Here is a 15,405-nt window from a genome sequence, read left to right on the forward strand (position 1 = left end):
TTTATTTTATTGGTTTGCGTTATTCAGAATCTTTCTTTTCTGTCGTCTGCTCTTCTGTAGACTCAGAAGAAGAAGCGGATTCTTCTTTCACAGGCTCAGCTTTCGCTTCTGGTTGCTCTGCCTTAGCTTCCGGCTTGCTGTCGGAGTTATCACCCCAACCCGCTGGCTCACGAATATCCGACTTGCGATCCATCAGGTCATCAATTTGACCTGCATCGATGGTCTCATACTTCATCAACGCATCTTTCATTGCGTGCATTATATCCATGTTATCTTCAAGGATCTGTTTTGCACGCGCGTAGTTGCGGTCAATGATCTTACGTACTTCGTCATCAATCAGCTTGGCGGTATCGTCAGACATGTGTTTAGTCTGAGTTACGCTACGGCCCAAGAATACTTCACCTTCTTCTTCTGCATAAAGAAGTGGCCCTAGTTTCTCTGAGAAGCCCCATTGAGTCACCATCTTACGCGCAATATCAGTTGCACGTTCGATATCGTTAGAAGCACCAGTTGATACTTTGTCTGCACCGTAGATAAGCTCTTCAGCAAGACGGCCACCGTACAGGCTCGAGACCATAGACTCGAGATGCTGACGCGACATGCTCACACGGTCTTGCTCTGGCAAGTACATCGTCACACCCAACGCACGACCACGTGGAATGATAGAAACCTTGTAAACTGGATCATGTTCAGGAACCAGACGACCAACGATTGCGTGGCCTGCTTCATGGTAAGCCGTCGACTCTTTAGTCTCTTCAGACATCACCATAGAACGACGCTCAGCACCCATCATGATTTTGTCTTTGGCTAATTCAAACTCAACCATAGATACGTTGCGCTTGTTACCACGTGCTGCAAACAATGCCGCTTCGTTTACTAGGTTAGCTAAATCAGCACCAGAGAAGCCTGGTGTACCACGAGCGATTAGAGATGGTTCTACATCACCGGCTAGTGGCACTTTACGCATATGAACTTTAAGAATCTGCTCACGACCACGAACGTCTGGTAGACCAACCACAACCTGACGGTCAAAGCGACCAGGGCGAAGTAGCGCTGGGTCAAGAACATCTGGGCGGTTAGTTGCCGCAATCACGATGATACCTTCGTTACCTTCGAAGCCATCCATCTCAACGAGCATTTGGTTCAGCGTTTGTTCACGTTCATCGTGACCACCACCAACACCTGCACCACGCTGACGACCTACTGCATCAATCTCATCGATAAAGATAATACAAGGTGCGGCTTTCTTTGCTTGCTCGAACATGTCACGGACACGAGATGCACCCACACCAACGAACATTTCAACGAAGTCAGAACCTGAAATAGTAAAGAAGGGTACCTTCGCTTCACCGGCAATCGCTTTAGCGAGCAGCGTTTTACCCGTACCAGGAGGACCAACCATCAGAACACCAGTTGGGATTTTACCGCCCAGTTTCTGGAAGCGGCTTGGATCACGCAGGTAATCAACCAGTTCTTTTACGTCTTCTTTTGCTTCATCACACCCAGCAACATCACCGAATGTGGTTTTGATTTGTTCTTCGCTCATCATACGAGCTTTGCTCTTACCGAAAGACATTGCGCCTTTACCGCCGCCGCCTTGCATTTGACGCATGAAGAAAATCCATACACCAATCAGTAAGATCATTGGGAACCAAGAAATGAAGATAGTACCTAGTAAGCTCTGCTCTTCTGGCGGAGTACCTTGCACTTTCACATTCTGGTTGATCATGTCATCCAGTAATTTCTGGTCATAGACCGGCATGTAAGTAACATAACGCGAGCCACCGCCACGACGAGTGAAAGTAATTTCCTCGCCCTTAAATGTTGCTTCCTGAATCTGGCCTTGGCCAACTTCCTGTACAAACGTGGTGTAATCAACCGCTCTGCCGTTACTTTCTCCAGGACCGAAGCTCTGGAAAACCGACATCAAGACTACGGCGATTACAAGCCACAGAATTAAATTTTTTGCCATGTCACTCAAGGTGTCAGCCTCGCGATAACTAATTGTAATTAAAGGTAGGGTACTACAGTTTTTTGACTGTAGCTACAGTGTTAACTGCTGCTCGATTGAGCAAATAGTTAACCTTTGTAACCAGTGGCTACAATAAAAACTTCTCGGGAACGAGCCCTTGAAGAGTCAGGTTTACGGATTTTCACGACTTTGAACATGTCACGAACGTCTTTTACGTATTGATCGAAGCCTTCGCCCTGAAATACTTTCACAACAAAACTACCATTGGGCGCAAGAACTTGTCGACACATATCTAAAGCTAATTCAACCAAATACATTGCACGTGGCTGATCAACTGAATTGTTACCTGCAATATTAGGCGCCATATCAGACATCACCACATTCACCATAGAAGGTTGAATTCGATCCAGCAAAGCTTCTAGTACAGCGTCTTCACGGAAGTCACCTTGTAGAAAGCTCACGCCAGCAATAGGATCCATTGGAAGTAAATCACATGCGATGATTTTACCTTCGTCTCCTACTATCTTAGCAGCATATTGAGACCAACCACCGGGAGCCGCACCTAAATCGACGACAGTCATCCCAGGTTTCAATAGTTTGTCTTTGGTTTGAATCTCTTCCATCTTGAAGTAAGCACGAGAACGATAGCCCTTTTTACGCGCTTCATTGGCGAACTTATCGTCAAAATGTTCTTTCAACCAACGGCCTGAGCTCGCCGAATGTTTTTGTTTACTCATTCGATTCCTAACTAATAGAGGGACCAACTTGCCCAATAAATTATAGTCTTCAAGGGTAGATGGCGTTAAAATGGTATTTTTCAACCCTTATAGTAAAGAAAATTGGCCGCGTAATGAACCTAAGCACCAAACAAAAGCAGCATCTAAAAGGCCTAGCGCACAGTCTAAAACCTGTTGTGCTTATGGGCGCAAATGGACTAACTGAGGCTGTTCTAGCGGAAATAGAAATCGCTCTTAATCACCATGAACTGATTAAAGTGAAAGTTGCCTCTGAAGATCGCGAAACGAAAAACCTGATTATTGAAGCTATCGTACGCGAAACTGGCGCAGAAAAAGTACAAGTGATCGGTAAAACACTGGTTATGTACCGTCAGACTGAAGAGCGTAAAATCGAGTTGCCACGTAAATAAGCGAACCTCGGTTTCAATGCTATAAAAAAGGTCGCACTATGCGACCTTTTTGGTTTCTCAAACAGCCAATCTACGATTAAACGTATTCTACACTGTCAATTTCAAAGTCACGATCGCCACCTGGTGTAGAAATCACCACTTCATCGCCTTCCATCTTACCAACCAAGCCACGAGCGATTGGTGAGCTAACAGAAATACGGCCAGCTTTGATATCCGCTTCATCGTCACCGACGATTTGGTAGGTTTTCTCTTCTTCGGTATCACAGTCAATCAAAGTGACGGTTGAACCAAAAATGACCTTGCCTGAATTATCCATCTTAGTAACGTCAATAACCTGAGCTACAGACAGCTTGTACTCAATATCACGGATCTGAGCTTCGCAAATACCCTGCTCTTCACGTGCGGCATGATATTCAGCATTTTCTTTCAGATCGCCTAATTCACGCGCTTCCGCAATAGCTTCAGAAATCTGTGGGCGAAGCTTTAGTAGTCGGTCTAATTCTTCGCGCAGCTTTTGTTCGCCACGCACTGTCATTGGGACTTTTTCCATTGTTTACCTCATTGCCAAAGCTATCTTTGGACAAAACAAAACTACCCAATCCGGTGGATTAGGTAGTGAGTTAACTAATCAATTTCCTTTAGTGTAAACAAAGTTAGCGAGTAAATCATCTGAATTCAATATTCGATATTTTTGCGTCTTATATATGATAGTTCAATCAACTAAATAGCCTTCTCAAGTCTTTTTATAGTTAGCCCATTGAATAAAAAGATCTAAATAATAGAAACATAAACAAACGATAAAAAATCAACAGGAATCTTTTAAAAACAAACAGTTGAGTATTTTTTACATTAAATAAAACAGTGTTCATTAGTCCGATTTATATCATTTTACTAACTCATCGAGGAACTTTGGCGGTACAACAATGCTCACCAAATGCTCTATGACACTCAATGTGTGTGATGTTTCTTATTGATTATGCACTTGAAATCATAGAACGGAAGAAAGAGAAAGGCGAAGCCATGGCGGAGCGTTTTCTCAAAAAACTATTTATGGACAGTAAATTAGGACTTATAAGATGAACAAAACTCTGATCGCTCTAGCAGTTTCTGCAGCAGCAGTGGCAACTGGCGCAAACGCGGCGGAAATCTACAACCAAGACGGTAACTCTATCGAAATGGGTGGTCGCGCGGAAGCACGTCTAGCTCTTAAAGATGGTAAAGCAGAAGACAACTCTCGCGTACGTCTAAACTTCCTAGGTACAGCTCAGATCACTGACAGCCTATACGGTGTGGGTTTCTACGAAGGTGAGTTCACTACAAACGAAGATGGCAAAGGCACTGATGACGGTTCAAGCGATTTAACTAACCGTTACCTATACGGTGGTATCGGCGGTACATTCGGTGAAGTAACCTACGGTAAGAACGACGGCGCACTAGGTGTGATCACTGACTTCACTGATATCATGGCTTACCACGGTAACTCTGCAGCATACAAAATCGCAATTGCTGACCGCTCAGACAACATGATCTCTTACAAAGGCCAATTTGCTGACCTTGGCGTAAAAGCAAGCTACCGTTTTGCAGATGATACAACTACCTCAACTTCAACAAGCTCAACTGACAATGATGCAGATGGTTACTCTCTATCTGCAATCTACGCAATCGGCGAAACAGGCGTTAAGTTAGGTGCTGGTTATGCTGATGGTAACCAAACAGATGTTGAAGGTTTCACAGGTACTGTTGAACGCAGTCAGTACATGCTAGCGGCTTCTTACGCAATCAACGACCTGTACTTTGCTGGTACATTTGTTGATGGTGAAGACCAAGCGAAAGGCTCTAGCACTAAAACAGACAATACAGGTTACGAGCTAGCAGCAGCGTACACTATGGGCCAGACTGTATTCACAACGTCTTACAACTACCTAGAAAACAAAACAGGTTCAACTAAAGAAGATGCTGCAGATAACATCGCTATCGACGCAACATACTACTTTAAGCCTAACTTCCGTGGCTACGTATCGTACAACTTTAACCTGCTAGACGATGACAAATCTTACATCTCTAAAGCACAAGCAGAAGACGAGCTAGCTTTAGGTCTACGTTACGACTTCTAATTTGTGACTTAATGTCATTATCTCTAAACGCCCGCTTCTAGCGGGCGTTTTTTTTACTGGCTATACTGCTTCCTTGTCTTTAGATCTCTCGGCGCTTTGCTATGCAGCTTTCCAAACTGTTTTTGTTGTTTTTTATCTCTTTATTTTCTCTATCAGCTTTTGCCTATGCGCCCGTGGGTCAACTACCCGATGGCAGTCGAGCAGCCCTACTTGTCGAATCACTCGACCAGCAAAATTCCTTACTTGATACTCACAATGGTGATCAGTATTTTCCTCCAGCGAGTACACTCAAGCTCGTCACGGCATTGGCTGCAAAGCTAGAATTAGGTGATAACTTTCGCTTTGAAACCGAACTTGAGCAAACTGGTAAAGATGTCGTCATCCATTTTTCTGGCGACCCGACTCTGGCAACCGAGGATTTAAAACAGCTATTTGTCGTCGCCAAAAGAAATGGGCTTAGCCGAATTGAGGGAGACATCTGGTTAGATAACAGTGCGTTTACTGGATACGACCGTGCTGTCGGCTGGCCGTGGGATATACTGGGCGTTTGCTATAGCGCACCGGCAACTGCCATTTCGCTTGACGGTAACTGTGTCCAAGCTTCTATTTATACGCAAGAGGATGGCAACACACGCGTTTACGTACCGGAGCACTTTCCTGTCTACGTAACCACTCAGGCATCAAGTGTCAGCAAAGACCAGCAAGAAAGTACTCAGTGTGATTTAGAGCTTATCTCTTCTCCAGATAACCATTATCAGCTTCAAGGTTGTTTAACTGAACGGAGCAAACCACTACCACTCAAGTTCGCGGTACAAGATCCTGAGCTTTACACTCAGCGCATGTTAAATAGCGTGTTGAACCAATTAAATCTGCCTTTTTCAGGAACGGTACGAATTGGACGACCAGATCACTCAAGCAAAAAGACTCTACTAGCCACTCACAGCTCCTTACCACTCACAGAGCTACTTGAAACCATGCTGAAAAAATCGGATAACCTGATCGCCGACAACCTAACTAAAACTCTGGGGGCCAAGTTTTATATCCAGCCCGGTAGCTTCAGCAATGGTACTGAAGCCATTAAGCAGATCATTTTTTCTAACACCGGGATAAACTTAGAAGCCACTCCAATGGCCGATGGTTCCGGTTTGTCACGCAACAACCGTTTTACCAGCCAGGCGATGTCGAAAATCTTGCGCTATATCTGGATCAACGACAGCACATTGAAGATGATTGATTTGATGCCCAAGTCGGGTGAATCTGGCACGCTAAAATATCGCCGAAGTATGCGTAAAGAACCGATAAAAGGTGCATTCATCGCTAAAAGTGGCTCACTTTACGGCAGCTACAATATGGCTGGATTTGGGCTCGATAGCTCAGGGAAGCCTACCACCTTGTTCGTACAGTACGTGGCGGATTATTTGCCGCCAAAGAAAAAGAGCGATGATAAACCTACCATCGCTCCTATAACACAATTTGAAACCTTGTTCTATCAGGACATCGTAAAGTTCAGTCAGGCGATACCTAAGAAATAATTCACAACGGTGAAGTAAATCCACATACCGGATATATCGACAATCGAAGCTAACACTGGGCTCACCAATACGGCTGGGTCCAGTTTGAATGCTCGAGCGAGTATCGGTAGCAAACCACCTAAGGTTGTCGACATCGTCACCTGAATAAACAGTGCGACAGCAATCGCCAGTGCGATATTGCTCAGCTCAAAGCCGCCCGTTGATGCCCCATCACTGAACAACATGACCCTGCCAACAATGACCAAAGCGATAGCCAAAGCCAAACACAGTGCAACACGACTTTCTTTCCAGAATACCGCCAACCACTGGCGCTTTTTCAGCTCTCCAGTAGCTAAGGCTCGTATCACCAAAGTCGCAGCTTGAGAACCAGTGTTGCCACCAGCTGCTGCAATGACAGGCATATAAACCGCCAACAATACCAGCTGACTCAAGGTGTCCTCATACTGGGCAATAATCAGCCCAGAAACGATACCCAGCAACGCCAAGGCAATGATCCAACCAATGCGTTGTTTTACGTGCTCCAATACGGACGTACTAAGATAACTGTTGGATGTTTCCACCTCTGAATGAATCAGGCCTAACTGGTGCGCGTAATGGCGCGCGAGTTTGTCATGGCCTTCATTTTCCAGCACAGAAATCAACTGCTGGACATAACCAACTGAACAATGGTGCAAGATAGCCACCGCTTCTTCAATAGGCATCACTGTCAACAAATGAACCTGCTGGTGTTGCTCATATTGCAAAAATGCATTACGAGCTGCCCCAATCTCTTCCGAAGAAAAATTTAGGGTGTTTTCAATGTATGTATTGTTCATTACCGTCATGGCGAATCTCCCGATTGGCAGTAGGTAACGACCATCCAGCTACAGCACGCACAGCAAGTCGAACGCATACTGAGTATGAGTCTGTAACTGAATACTAGATAGGAAGGAGAAAAATCTGAGATTACTTTAGAAAAGAGTTACTCTGCCACTTAGGCAGAGACGAAGATCGCCAATACCGAAGCGGTTTATTTTTCTCCCTTCATACTAGGAGGATGGTCGGTATTGTTCATAAAAATCTCCGAATGAACTGCCAGTCTGGCAGCGCGGGCATGATAACAAAGCACAGACTTTTTTACAGTCAATTTAATGAAAAAATCTCTGATTATTAGCCAAATTTCTCGTATTAAAAAAGCGCCGTTAAGGCGCTTTTTGTTATCAATGTTCAGCAGACGCTTACTTAATCGTAATACGAGCAAATTTACGTTTACCGACTTGGAATACGTACGTGCCTGCTTGTGGTGCAAACTTAGAATCGGCGACTTTCTCGCTATCAATCTTCGCAGCACCCTGCTTGACCATACGCATCGCTTCAGAGGTTGACGCACATAGGCCTGCTTCTTTCAAAAGGTTGCTAACCGGAAGGCCTGCATCAAATTCAAACTCTGGCATTTCATCTGGAATTTGATTCTTAGCGAAACGATTAACGAACTCTTGCTCTGCAGCCTCTGCATCCGCTTCGCTATGGAAGCGAGCAATGATCTCTTTTGCCAGCAAGACTTTAATGTCACGTGGGTTCTTACCTTCAGCAATACTTGCTTTGAACTGTTCGATTTCTTCCAAAGGACGGAACGACAGCAACTCGTAGTAACTCCACATCAAATCGTCTGAGATCGACATGATCTTGCCGAACATTTCACTTGGCGCTTCACTGATACCGATGTAGTTGTTAGCAGACTTCGACATTTTTTTCTCGCCGTCTAGACCAACAAGAAGTGGCATCATTAGTACCGCCTGTGGCTTCTGACCATTGGCTTTTTGCAGCTCGCGGCCCATCAGTAGGTTAAACTTCTGATCGGTACCACCTAGCTCAACGTCAGTTTCCATCGCAACGGAGTCCCAACCTTGCAGCAATGGGTACATAAACTCATGGATAGCGATTGGCTGACCGCCAGCGTAACGCTTTTTAAAGTCATCACGTTCAAGCATGCGAGCAACGGTTTGGTTCGCTGCAAGACGAATCATACCTTCTGCGCCTAACTCAGATAACCATTCGGAGTTGAACTGAATCTTAGTTTTCGCAGGATCAAGGATCTTAAACACCTGTTCCTTGTAAGTTTCAGCATTTCGAAGTACATCTTCACGGCTCAGTGGTGGACGAGTACTGTTCTTACCCGTTGGGTCACCGACCATAGCGGTGAAATCACCGATAAGGAACGTCACTTCATGGCCAAGCTCTTGGAACAAGCGTAGCTTATTGAAAATAACCGTGTGACCCAGGTGAATGTCTGGAGCGGTTGGATCGGCACCCAACTTAATACGTAGAGGACGATTCTCTTTCAGCTTTTCAATCAGCTCTTCTTCTGGAATTAGCTCTTCAACGCCGCGTTTAATCTCGGCCAGTGCAGCTTCAATGCTCGCCATTCTTGTTCACTCCCACAGATTTGGCAAAAATTTGGTAATTTCCCATCTTACTTGAATAGCGATGCTTTTTGAAACCAGTTAGACTAAACAGCTAGCTATTTTTACTGAATTTTTTAGAACGAACATAAATGTTGTCTATTTTCGCTCGACTTCCATGGATGCACCGAGCCTGTATCGCCTTATTTAGTGCACTGATTGTCATCGCACTGTTTCTGCCATCACCTCAAGATCTCAGACCGGATGAGAAGCTTTATGAGGTTGGTGAACATTACCCTATTGCTATCAATGCTGAAGCGTTGATCTCTTCTGATTCAGAAAACACAGCAGCGTCACTGCGCTGGGAGAAACACACCATAGGCTCTGGTGACAGCATGGCTCTGCTTTTTCAACGCGCAGGTCTCTCCTCTCGTCTACTTTATGATCTGACTACGACCAGCAAGGAAATTAAACAGCAGCTCACGCGTGTCCGCCCTGGTGACTCATTTCAGTTCGGTTTCGACACCGATGATCAACTGGTTCAGATAAAACGTCAGCTCAATGCTTACGAAACCTTTTTAATTACCCGCTCTGAAACTGGTTTTACTTCGCAGCTAGATAAAAAAGATGTCCATTACCAGTACAACTACGCAGAAGCAGACATCACATCCAATTTCTGGAATGCGGGGGTTGGCGCAGGTCTCACTGCCAATCAGATTATGGAGTTGGCGGGTATTTTTGGTTGGGACATAGATTTCGCGCTCGACATCCGTAAAGGCGATCATTTTGAGATCCTGTATCAGGAACGCGTGGTAGAGGGAGAAGTGGTTGGGCGTGGCAAAATTATCGCGGCAATTTTTACCAACCAAGGCGATACCTTCAAAGCGATTATTAATGACAAGAATGGCAATTACTACGATGAAAATGGCCGTGCAATGAAGAAAGCTTTCTTGCGTTCGCCACTGGATTTCCGCCGTGTCTCTTCGAACTTTAATCCTCGCCGTCGCCACCCAGTGACAGGAAAAGTACGTGCACACAGAGGAACAGACTATGCAGCCCCAGTAGGAACACCAATTTGGGCCGCTGGTGATGGTATCGTGCAAAAATCCAGCTACAACCAGTTCAACGGTAATTACGTGTTCATCAAACACAGCAATACCTACATCACCAAATACTTACACTTAACCAAGCGAACGGTGAAAACTGGTCAGCGTGTCAAACAAGGCCAAACTATTGGTACTTTGGGCGGAACAGGACGAGTGACTGGCCCGCACCTGCATTATGAGTTCCTAGTCAATGGTGTTCACAAGAACCCAAGAACCGTTAAGCTTCCGCAATCTAAGTCATTAACTGGTAAAGATAAAGCCACCTTTATCGCCAACGCCAAGTTAAGGCTAGAGAAGCTTGATCGCTACGGTGAACTGCTCGCGACTCGTTAAATTGTTTTATGAAAAAGCCCGCTACTGCGGGCTTTTTTAATCTTCTACAATGATATTCGCGTTTTCTTCAACCTTGTGCTGTCGACCCAACATCAGCAAGCATGGCGTCAACACCAAAGTTAACACTGTTGCAAATGCCAGCCCCCCAGCAACAGCGGTTGCCAATTGCGACCACCACTGGGTACTTGGAGCGCCGAACTCAACCTTCTGGTTAATTAAGTCGATGTTCATTTCCAGTACCATAGGCAGCAGGCCTAGGATTGTCGTCACTGTGGTTAACAGAACTGGACGTAAACGCTGCATCCCCGTCCTTAAAATCGCATCTCGCTTATCCATACCGCGCTTGAGAAGCTGATTGTAGGTATCAATCAAAACGATGTTGTTATTCACCACAATGCCCGCCAAAGCAATCACGCCAATCCCCGACATGATGACGCCAAATGGCTTTTGGAAAATCAACAAACCGACAAAAACGCCCACGGTGGAGAACAACACCGCACTGAGGATCAAAAACGCCTGATAGAAGCTATTAAACTGGGTGATCAGAATTAACGCCATCACCACTAAAGCGATCAAAAATGCCTTCTGTAAAAAAGCGGAGGAGTTTTCCTGTTCTTCATTCTGACCACGAATCTTAAACTCGACCCCATCAGGCAAGTTCAGATCGGCAAGTGCTTGTTCAACGTTAGGCAGCTCTAGCGCTAAGTTGTAGCCTTCTTTCATGTCGGCAAAAATATTGATCACTCGATGCCCGTCTATACGCCGTATCGTGTCCTGCTTATGATCTGGAATAATGCTGGCAAAGTTGGTGATAGGAACCATACCCGCGGCGGTTTTGACTTTAAGCTGATCGAAACGGCCAATATCACGCTTATCTTCTGGGTAACGCACCAGAATATCGACCTCTTCAGTGGCATCATCTGGTAAGTAGTCCCCTAATTTGAGGCCATTGGTGACAAACTGAACCGTATTGCCCACCAATGTTGCGTCAGCGAGAAAACGAGAGGCATCGTCACGACGAATATCTATCTGCCAGTCGATGCCTTCTTTACTCGACGTATCACTAATATTGGTGAAAGCAGGGTACGCATCTGCCCAGTGACGAACCATTTTCGCCGCGCGATCTAGTTCTCCCGGAATACGCGTCGACATTTCAATAACCAGATCATGCTCCACAGGCGGCCCAGCATCTGGGAACTTGTACTCGATTTCTACCCCAGCATATTGGTCGGTCGTTTGCTTTAGTTCATCAATAATGGTTTTCACTTTACGCCGATACTGCCAATCCACGGGCGTGATCTGAATCTGTCCGATTTCATCATCACCACCCGTTTTGGTATAAACGCTTTCAAACTCATCATGACCAAGCATGACAGACTCGATATCACGCATGATGACGTCTTTTTCGTTTATCGACAGATCGCCATAAGAACGTACTTTGACAGTAAAGAATGGCGGGTCTACCTCAGGGAAAAACTCTGCACCTAAGCCTGCTTTGGCGTAGGTGAAGCCGACTCCCACAGCAAGTAAAATCGCACTTAACAGAATCTTTAGTGGATGGCGTAAAGCGATGTTAAGCGTTTCAAGATAGAGTTTGGTCAACCCAGTGGCTTTGGAAAAATCACCATCATGCAGAGCGACCATTTTCTCACGTTGTTGTTTGGTGACATGCTGCGGCTTACCAATCAAACCACCGAGTACAGGGACAAACAACAATGCCATCGCCAATGACGCTGCCAATGTAGCTATCAGGGTCAAAGGCAGGTATTTCATAAACTCGCCAGTAATATCTGGCCAAAATAATAGCGGAGCAAATGCCGCCAAGGTTGTCGCGGTAGATGCGGTAATCGGCCATGCCATGCGTTTAGCGGCATCCCGGTATGCATCTCGGCGAGGCGTTCCTTCTTGCATGCGGCGATCAGCAAACTCTGTTACAACAATCGCCCCATCCACCAGCATACCGACCGCCATGATCATCGAGAAAAGCACCACGATATTAACTGTCAGGCCAAACACAGAAAGAACCAATAGCCCCGTGAGGAATGATCCGGGAATGGAAATCCCCACCAATAGTGCAGTTCGGACACCCAAGATAGCGATGATCACCACAACAACCAGAATGATCGCTGACAGAATATTGTTTTGCAGATCATTGAGCATCATTTTGACGTCTTTAGACTGATCCCAAGTGTATTTCACTTGCAAATTATTCGGCCAGTCGGCGCGCTTTTGACCTTCCTCCATCACCTGCTTGATCAATGCGACAGTCTCAATAATATTTTCACCCGCGCGCTTTTTCACATCCAAAACAATCGCAGATTTGCCATCAAGGCGTGCATAGCTTTCAGGGTCGCGAAACGCCCTGCGCACCGTTGCCACATCACCAAAAGTGATCACTTGTTTTCCGTCAACCTTAACTGGCAACTCAAGAACATCTTTCAACGAATCAAATACGGATGGGACTTTTACGGAGAAGCGGCCATAACCAGTGTCAACAAATCCTGCAGCCACGACTCGGTTATTGAGGGCAATCAGATTATAGATATCCGCTTGGTCTAATCCGTAGCTTTCCATCAATAAAGGGTCAACAATGATCTCGACAATGTCTTCCCTATCACCAGCGATATCGACTTCTAAGATCTGACGAAAACTCTCCAGCTTATCTCGGAGTTGACGGGCTATTTGCACTATGGTGCGCTCGGGCACCGTACCATATAAAACCACCGTCAAAGCCGGCTCTTCTGAAGCGAACGTTACCTCATTGACCGTCGGCTCATCACTGTCTTCCGGTAATTTGGGCTTCGCTAAATCAACCGCTTCTCGCACATCCGCCATGGCTTTATTCAGATCCACACCGACACTGAATTCCAACTGCACAGAAGCATGTCCTTCAGAAGCGGTTGAGGTCATTTCCTTAACCCCTTCAATCGAGCGCAACTCTTGCTCGATTGGGCGAACTAATAGACGCTCGGCATCGGTAGGTGAAATCCCCTGATGCCCCACGGATACATAGATAATTGGAATGGTAATATCCGGGCTGGATTCTTTCGGTACCGTCAGATAAGTCATAACACCAGCTATCAGGACGAAGACCAATAGCACCAGCATGGTTCGGGTACGGGATAAGGCCGCATCTATTAAGGCGTACATAATGACTCCTTACTATTGCTGCTCGACAGCGATCACTTGGTCGCCGTCTCGTACAAAACCTTGCCCGGTGGTGATAATACTGACCTCCTCACCCAACCCTGTCAGCCACACGCCGTCCTGCTCTGCTTTTACTAACTGAATCGGAATAAAGTGCACTCGTTCATCAACAAGCGTTTTAACCCCTAAATTGCCAGATTCGTCCAAGGCCAACATTGCTGGAGTCACTTTCACCGCCAGTTGCTGCTTAAGATTGAGTTCCACTTCGGCACTGATTCCTGCAGGGATTCTTTGCTGTGGATTAGGAAGAATGATTTCTATCGGAAAAGTATTGGTTGAAGCTGAAGAAATCCGAGAAATGTAACGAACCTTACCCTCGACTTTTTCGCCACCAATAAAACTGACTGACGCAGGCTGGTTTAGCGTAAGGTCTTGGATATGCCGCTCGCTCACATCGGCTTCAATCACTATCTGACTGAGGTCAATCAAACTAGCGACCGGATCACCAACGCCAACAAAATCACCGAGTTCGATATCTAAACTGTCGACAATGCCGCTAAATGGTGCCGTGACCGCTGTATTTCTCAGAGCAATCTTGGCATTGCTCACCATTGCTTTGGCTTCAACTAAGGCTGCCTGCGCATTACTGAAAGCCACCTCACCTTGTAATCCTTTATCTTTAAGTGACTGAGCCGCCTTGTATTCTTTCTCACGCACTTTAAGCATGGCCTTGGCACGCTCAAGCTGGATCTCCAAATCCCCTTTATCAATCAAAGCAATGACTTGTCCCTGCTTGACGCTATATCCCTTACGTACTTTCAACTCAACGATTTTCCCCGCGATCTCTGCGCCGAGCTTGGCCTGTTTTTCTGGTGCGGTTCTGCCGTATAAGTCGATGGATTTATGAGTACTTTGAGCAGCAAAAGTCTGAAAGGCCACTTTCGCTAATGGCACTACCTCTTGTTGATGCTCAGGCTGACCATCGTCCGCTTTAAGTGTACCAAGGCCGAGCCAAATCGATAAAATGAGAATAATAACGAGTGAAACAATGTAGGGTCTGACCGCGAGAAAACGGAATAGTGAAAATCTGCCCATAACAATCCCTTGCTGAGTAAAAGCACCAACTCTTATAAGCTCAGGATATAAATTAACCAATAAAAAATAAAATACAGTTGGACAGTAATTTAGCCGAGGTCTCAGTTCTGACCTGGTTGCATAGATATTTGGCAGAAAAGAAAAAGCCGCGACTTAGCGCGGCTCTTCAAATTAGACTTTTAATTTAGACGCTAAATGAAGCGCCACAGCCACAAGTTGTTGTCGCATTAGGGTTATTCACGAAGAAACGTGAACCTTCCAAACCCTCGGTGTAGTCCACCTGCCCACCAACAAGATATTGTAAGCTCATTGGATCAACCACAAGCGTTACGCCACTGTTTACAATCGTCGTATCACCGTCATTGACACTCTCATCGAATGTGAAGCCATACTGAAAGCCGCTACAGCCCCCACCCGTAATGTAAACACGCAACTTCAGGTTTGGATTTTCTTCTTCAGCGATTAGCGCGCCAACACGTTGTGCCGCTGCATCTGAAAATGTTAGTGGGATATTTAGTTCGCTCACGATGACCTCTCTCACTCATGTAAATCCAATCACTGTGCACAGTTTTGGATAA

General features: G+C 45.7%; 12 protein-coding genes. 4 read left to right on the forward strand and 8 right to left on the reverse strand.

What is annotated here, in order from left to right:
• Positions 1-19 precede the first annotated feature (19 nt).
• Together ftsH and rlmE are read right to left on the reverse strand one after the other, a co-directional pair.
• Complete coding sequence (ftsH, locus tag QMA41_RS14690) at positions 20-1,972, reverse strand: ATP-dependent zinc metalloprotease FtsH (protein WP_006958069.1); 1,953 nt, start codon at positions 1,970-1,972, stop codon at positions 20-22.
• Between the two features lie 107 nt (positions 1,973-2,079).
• Positions 2,080-2,709: a 23S rRNA (uridine(2552)-2'-O)-methyltransferase RlmE gene (rlmE, locus tag QMA41_RS14695; protein ID WP_006958070.1), complete on the reverse strand. Its 630-nt coding sequence runs from the start codon at positions 2,707-2,709 to the stop codon at positions 2,080-2,082.
• 113 nt (positions 2,710-2,822) lie between these two features.
• Between rlmE and yhbY the strand changes: the two genes are divergently transcribed.
• Complete coding sequence (yhbY, locus tag QMA41_RS14700) at positions 2,823-3,119, forward strand: ribosome assembly RNA-binding protein YhbY (RefSeq protein WP_006958071.1); 297 nt, start codon at positions 2,823-2,825, stop codon at positions 3,117-3,119.
• Between the two features lie 76 nt (positions 3,120-3,195).
• Here yhbY and greA read toward each other — a convergent pair whose 3' ends face one another.
• Positions 3,196-3,669, reverse strand: coding sequence for a transcription elongation factor GreA (gene greA / locus QMA41_RS14705; RefSeq protein ID WP_006958072.1), 474 nt, complete (start codon positions 3,667-3,669; stop codon positions 3,196-3,198).
• A gap of 526 nt (positions 3,670-4,195) precedes the next feature.
• Between greA and QMA41_RS14710 the strand changes: the two genes are divergently transcribed.
• Entirely contained in the window at positions 4,196-5,233 is a 1,038-nt protein-coding gene (locus QMA41_RS14710) for a porin (protein ID WP_281630043.1), read from the forward strand.
• Positions 5,234-5,334: 101 nt separating this feature from the next.
• Positions 5,335-6,765: a serine-type D-Ala-D-Ala carboxypeptidase gene (dacB, locus tag QMA41_RS14715; RefSeq protein ID WP_281630044.1), complete on the forward strand. Its 1,431-nt coding sequence runs from the start codon at positions 5,335-5,337 to the stop codon at positions 6,763-6,765.
• On the opposite strand, the gene QMA41_RS14720 is transcribed toward dacB, so the two are convergent.
• Both QMA41_RS14720 and tyrS read right to left on the reverse strand, forming a co-directional pair.
• Complete coding sequence (locus tag QMA41_RS14720) at positions 6,744-7,589, reverse strand: magnesium transporter (RefSeq protein WP_281630045.1); 846 nt, start codon at positions 7,587-7,589, stop codon at positions 6,744-6,746. The two genes, dacB and QMA41_RS14720, sit on opposite strands and share 22 nt — an antisense overlap.
• Positions 7,590-7,982: 393 nt before the next feature.
• The gene (gene tyrS / locus QMA41_RS14725; protein WP_019274447.1) at positions 7,983-9,170 is read right to left on the reverse strand and encodes a tyrosine--tRNA ligase; all 1,188 of its coding nucleotides are present in this window, start codon (positions 9,168-9,170) and stop codon (positions 7,983-7,985) included.
• A gap of 128 nt (positions 9,171-9,298) precedes the next feature.
• Here tyrS and QMA41_RS14730 point away from each other — a divergent pair, with 128 nt between their 5' ends.
• On the forward strand, positions 9,299-10,585 hold the full coding sequence (locus tag QMA41_RS14730; RefSeq protein WP_043009171.1) for a peptidoglycan DD-metalloendopeptidase family protein: 1,287 nt from the start codon (positions 9,299-9,301) through the stop codon (positions 10,583-10,585).
• A 36-nt stretch (positions 10,586-10,621) separates the two neighbouring features.
• Here the strand turns inward: QMA41_RS14730 and QMA41_RS14735 are convergent, their stop codons facing one another.
• From QMA41_RS14735 to erpA, 3 genes are all read right to left on the reverse strand, one after another.
• Positions 10,622-13,735 carry an efflux RND transporter permease subunit gene (locus QMA41_RS14735; protein ID WP_281630046.1) on the reverse strand — a complete coding sequence of 1,038 codons (3,114 nt, stop codon included), beginning with the start codon at positions 13,733-13,735 and terminating at the stop codon, positions 10,622-10,624.
• 12 nt (positions 13,736-13,747) lie between these two features.
• Positions 13,748-14,827, reverse strand: coding sequence for an efflux RND transporter periplasmic adaptor subunit (locus QMA41_RS14740; RefSeq protein ID WP_281630047.1), 1,080 nt, complete (start codon positions 14,825-14,827; stop codon positions 13,748-13,750).
• Positions 14,828-15,011: 184 nt separating this feature from the next.
• Positions 15,012-15,353, reverse strand: a complete 342-nt coding sequence (erpA, locus tag QMA41_RS14745; protein ID WP_019276906.1) for an iron-sulfur cluster insertion protein ErpA — start codon at positions 15,351-15,353, stop codon at positions 15,012-15,014.
• Positions 15,354-15,405: the final 52 nt, after the last annotated feature.

Origin of the sequence: Vibrio sp. St2, from assembly GCF_947311885.1 — a bacterium.
GTDB lineage: Bacteria > Pseudomonadota > Gammaproteobacteria > Enterobacterales > Vibrionaceae > Vibrio > Vibrio coralliilyticus.

What these genes read in the sequence shown, in the direction of transcription:
- ftsH (WP_006958069.1), bottom strand. Translation starts at nt 1,972, where the DNA reads ATGGCAAAAAATTTAATTCTGTGGCTTGTAATCGCCGTAGTCTTGATG.
- rlmE (WP_006958070.1), bottom strand. Translation starts at nt 2,709, where the DNA reads ATGAGTAAACAAAAACATTCGGCGAGCTCAGGCCGTTGGTTGAAAGAA.
- yhbY (WP_006958071.1), top strand. Translation starts at nt 2,823, where the DNA reads ATGAACCTAAGCACCAAACAAAAGCAGCATCTAAAAGGCCTAGCGCAC.
- greA (WP_006958072.1), bottom strand. Translation starts at nt 3,669, where the DNA reads ATGGAAAAAGTCCCAATGACAGTGCGTGGCGAACAAAAGCTGCGCGAA.
- QMA41_RS14710 (WP_281630043.1), top strand. Translation starts at nt 4,196, where the DNA reads ATGAACAAAACTCTGATCGCTCTAGCAGTTTCTGCAGCAGCAGTGGCA.
- dacB (WP_281630044.1), top strand. Translation starts at nt 5,335, where the DNA reads ATGCAGCTTTCCAAACTGTTTTTGTTGTTTTTTATCTCTTTATTTTCT.
- QMA41_RS14720 (WP_281630045.1), bottom strand. Translation starts at nt 7,589, where the DNA reads ATGACGGTAATGAACAATACATACATTGAAAACACCCTAAATTTTTCT.
- tyrS (WP_019274447.1), bottom strand. Translation starts at nt 9,170, where the DNA reads ATGGCGAGCATTGAAGCTGCACTGGCCGAGATTAAACGCGGCGTTGAA.
- QMA41_RS14730 (WP_043009171.1), top strand. Translation starts at nt 9,299, where the DNA reads ATGTTGTCTATTTTCGCTCGACTTCCATGGATGCACCGAGCCTGTATC.
- QMA41_RS14735 (WP_281630046.1), bottom strand. Translation starts at nt 13,735, where the DNA reads ATGTACGCCTTAATAGATGCGGCCTTATCCCGTACCCGAACCATGCTG.
- QMA41_RS14740 (WP_281630047.1), bottom strand. Translation starts at nt 14,827, where the DNA reads ATGGGCAGATTTTCACTATTCCGTTTTCTCGCGGTCAGACCCTACATT.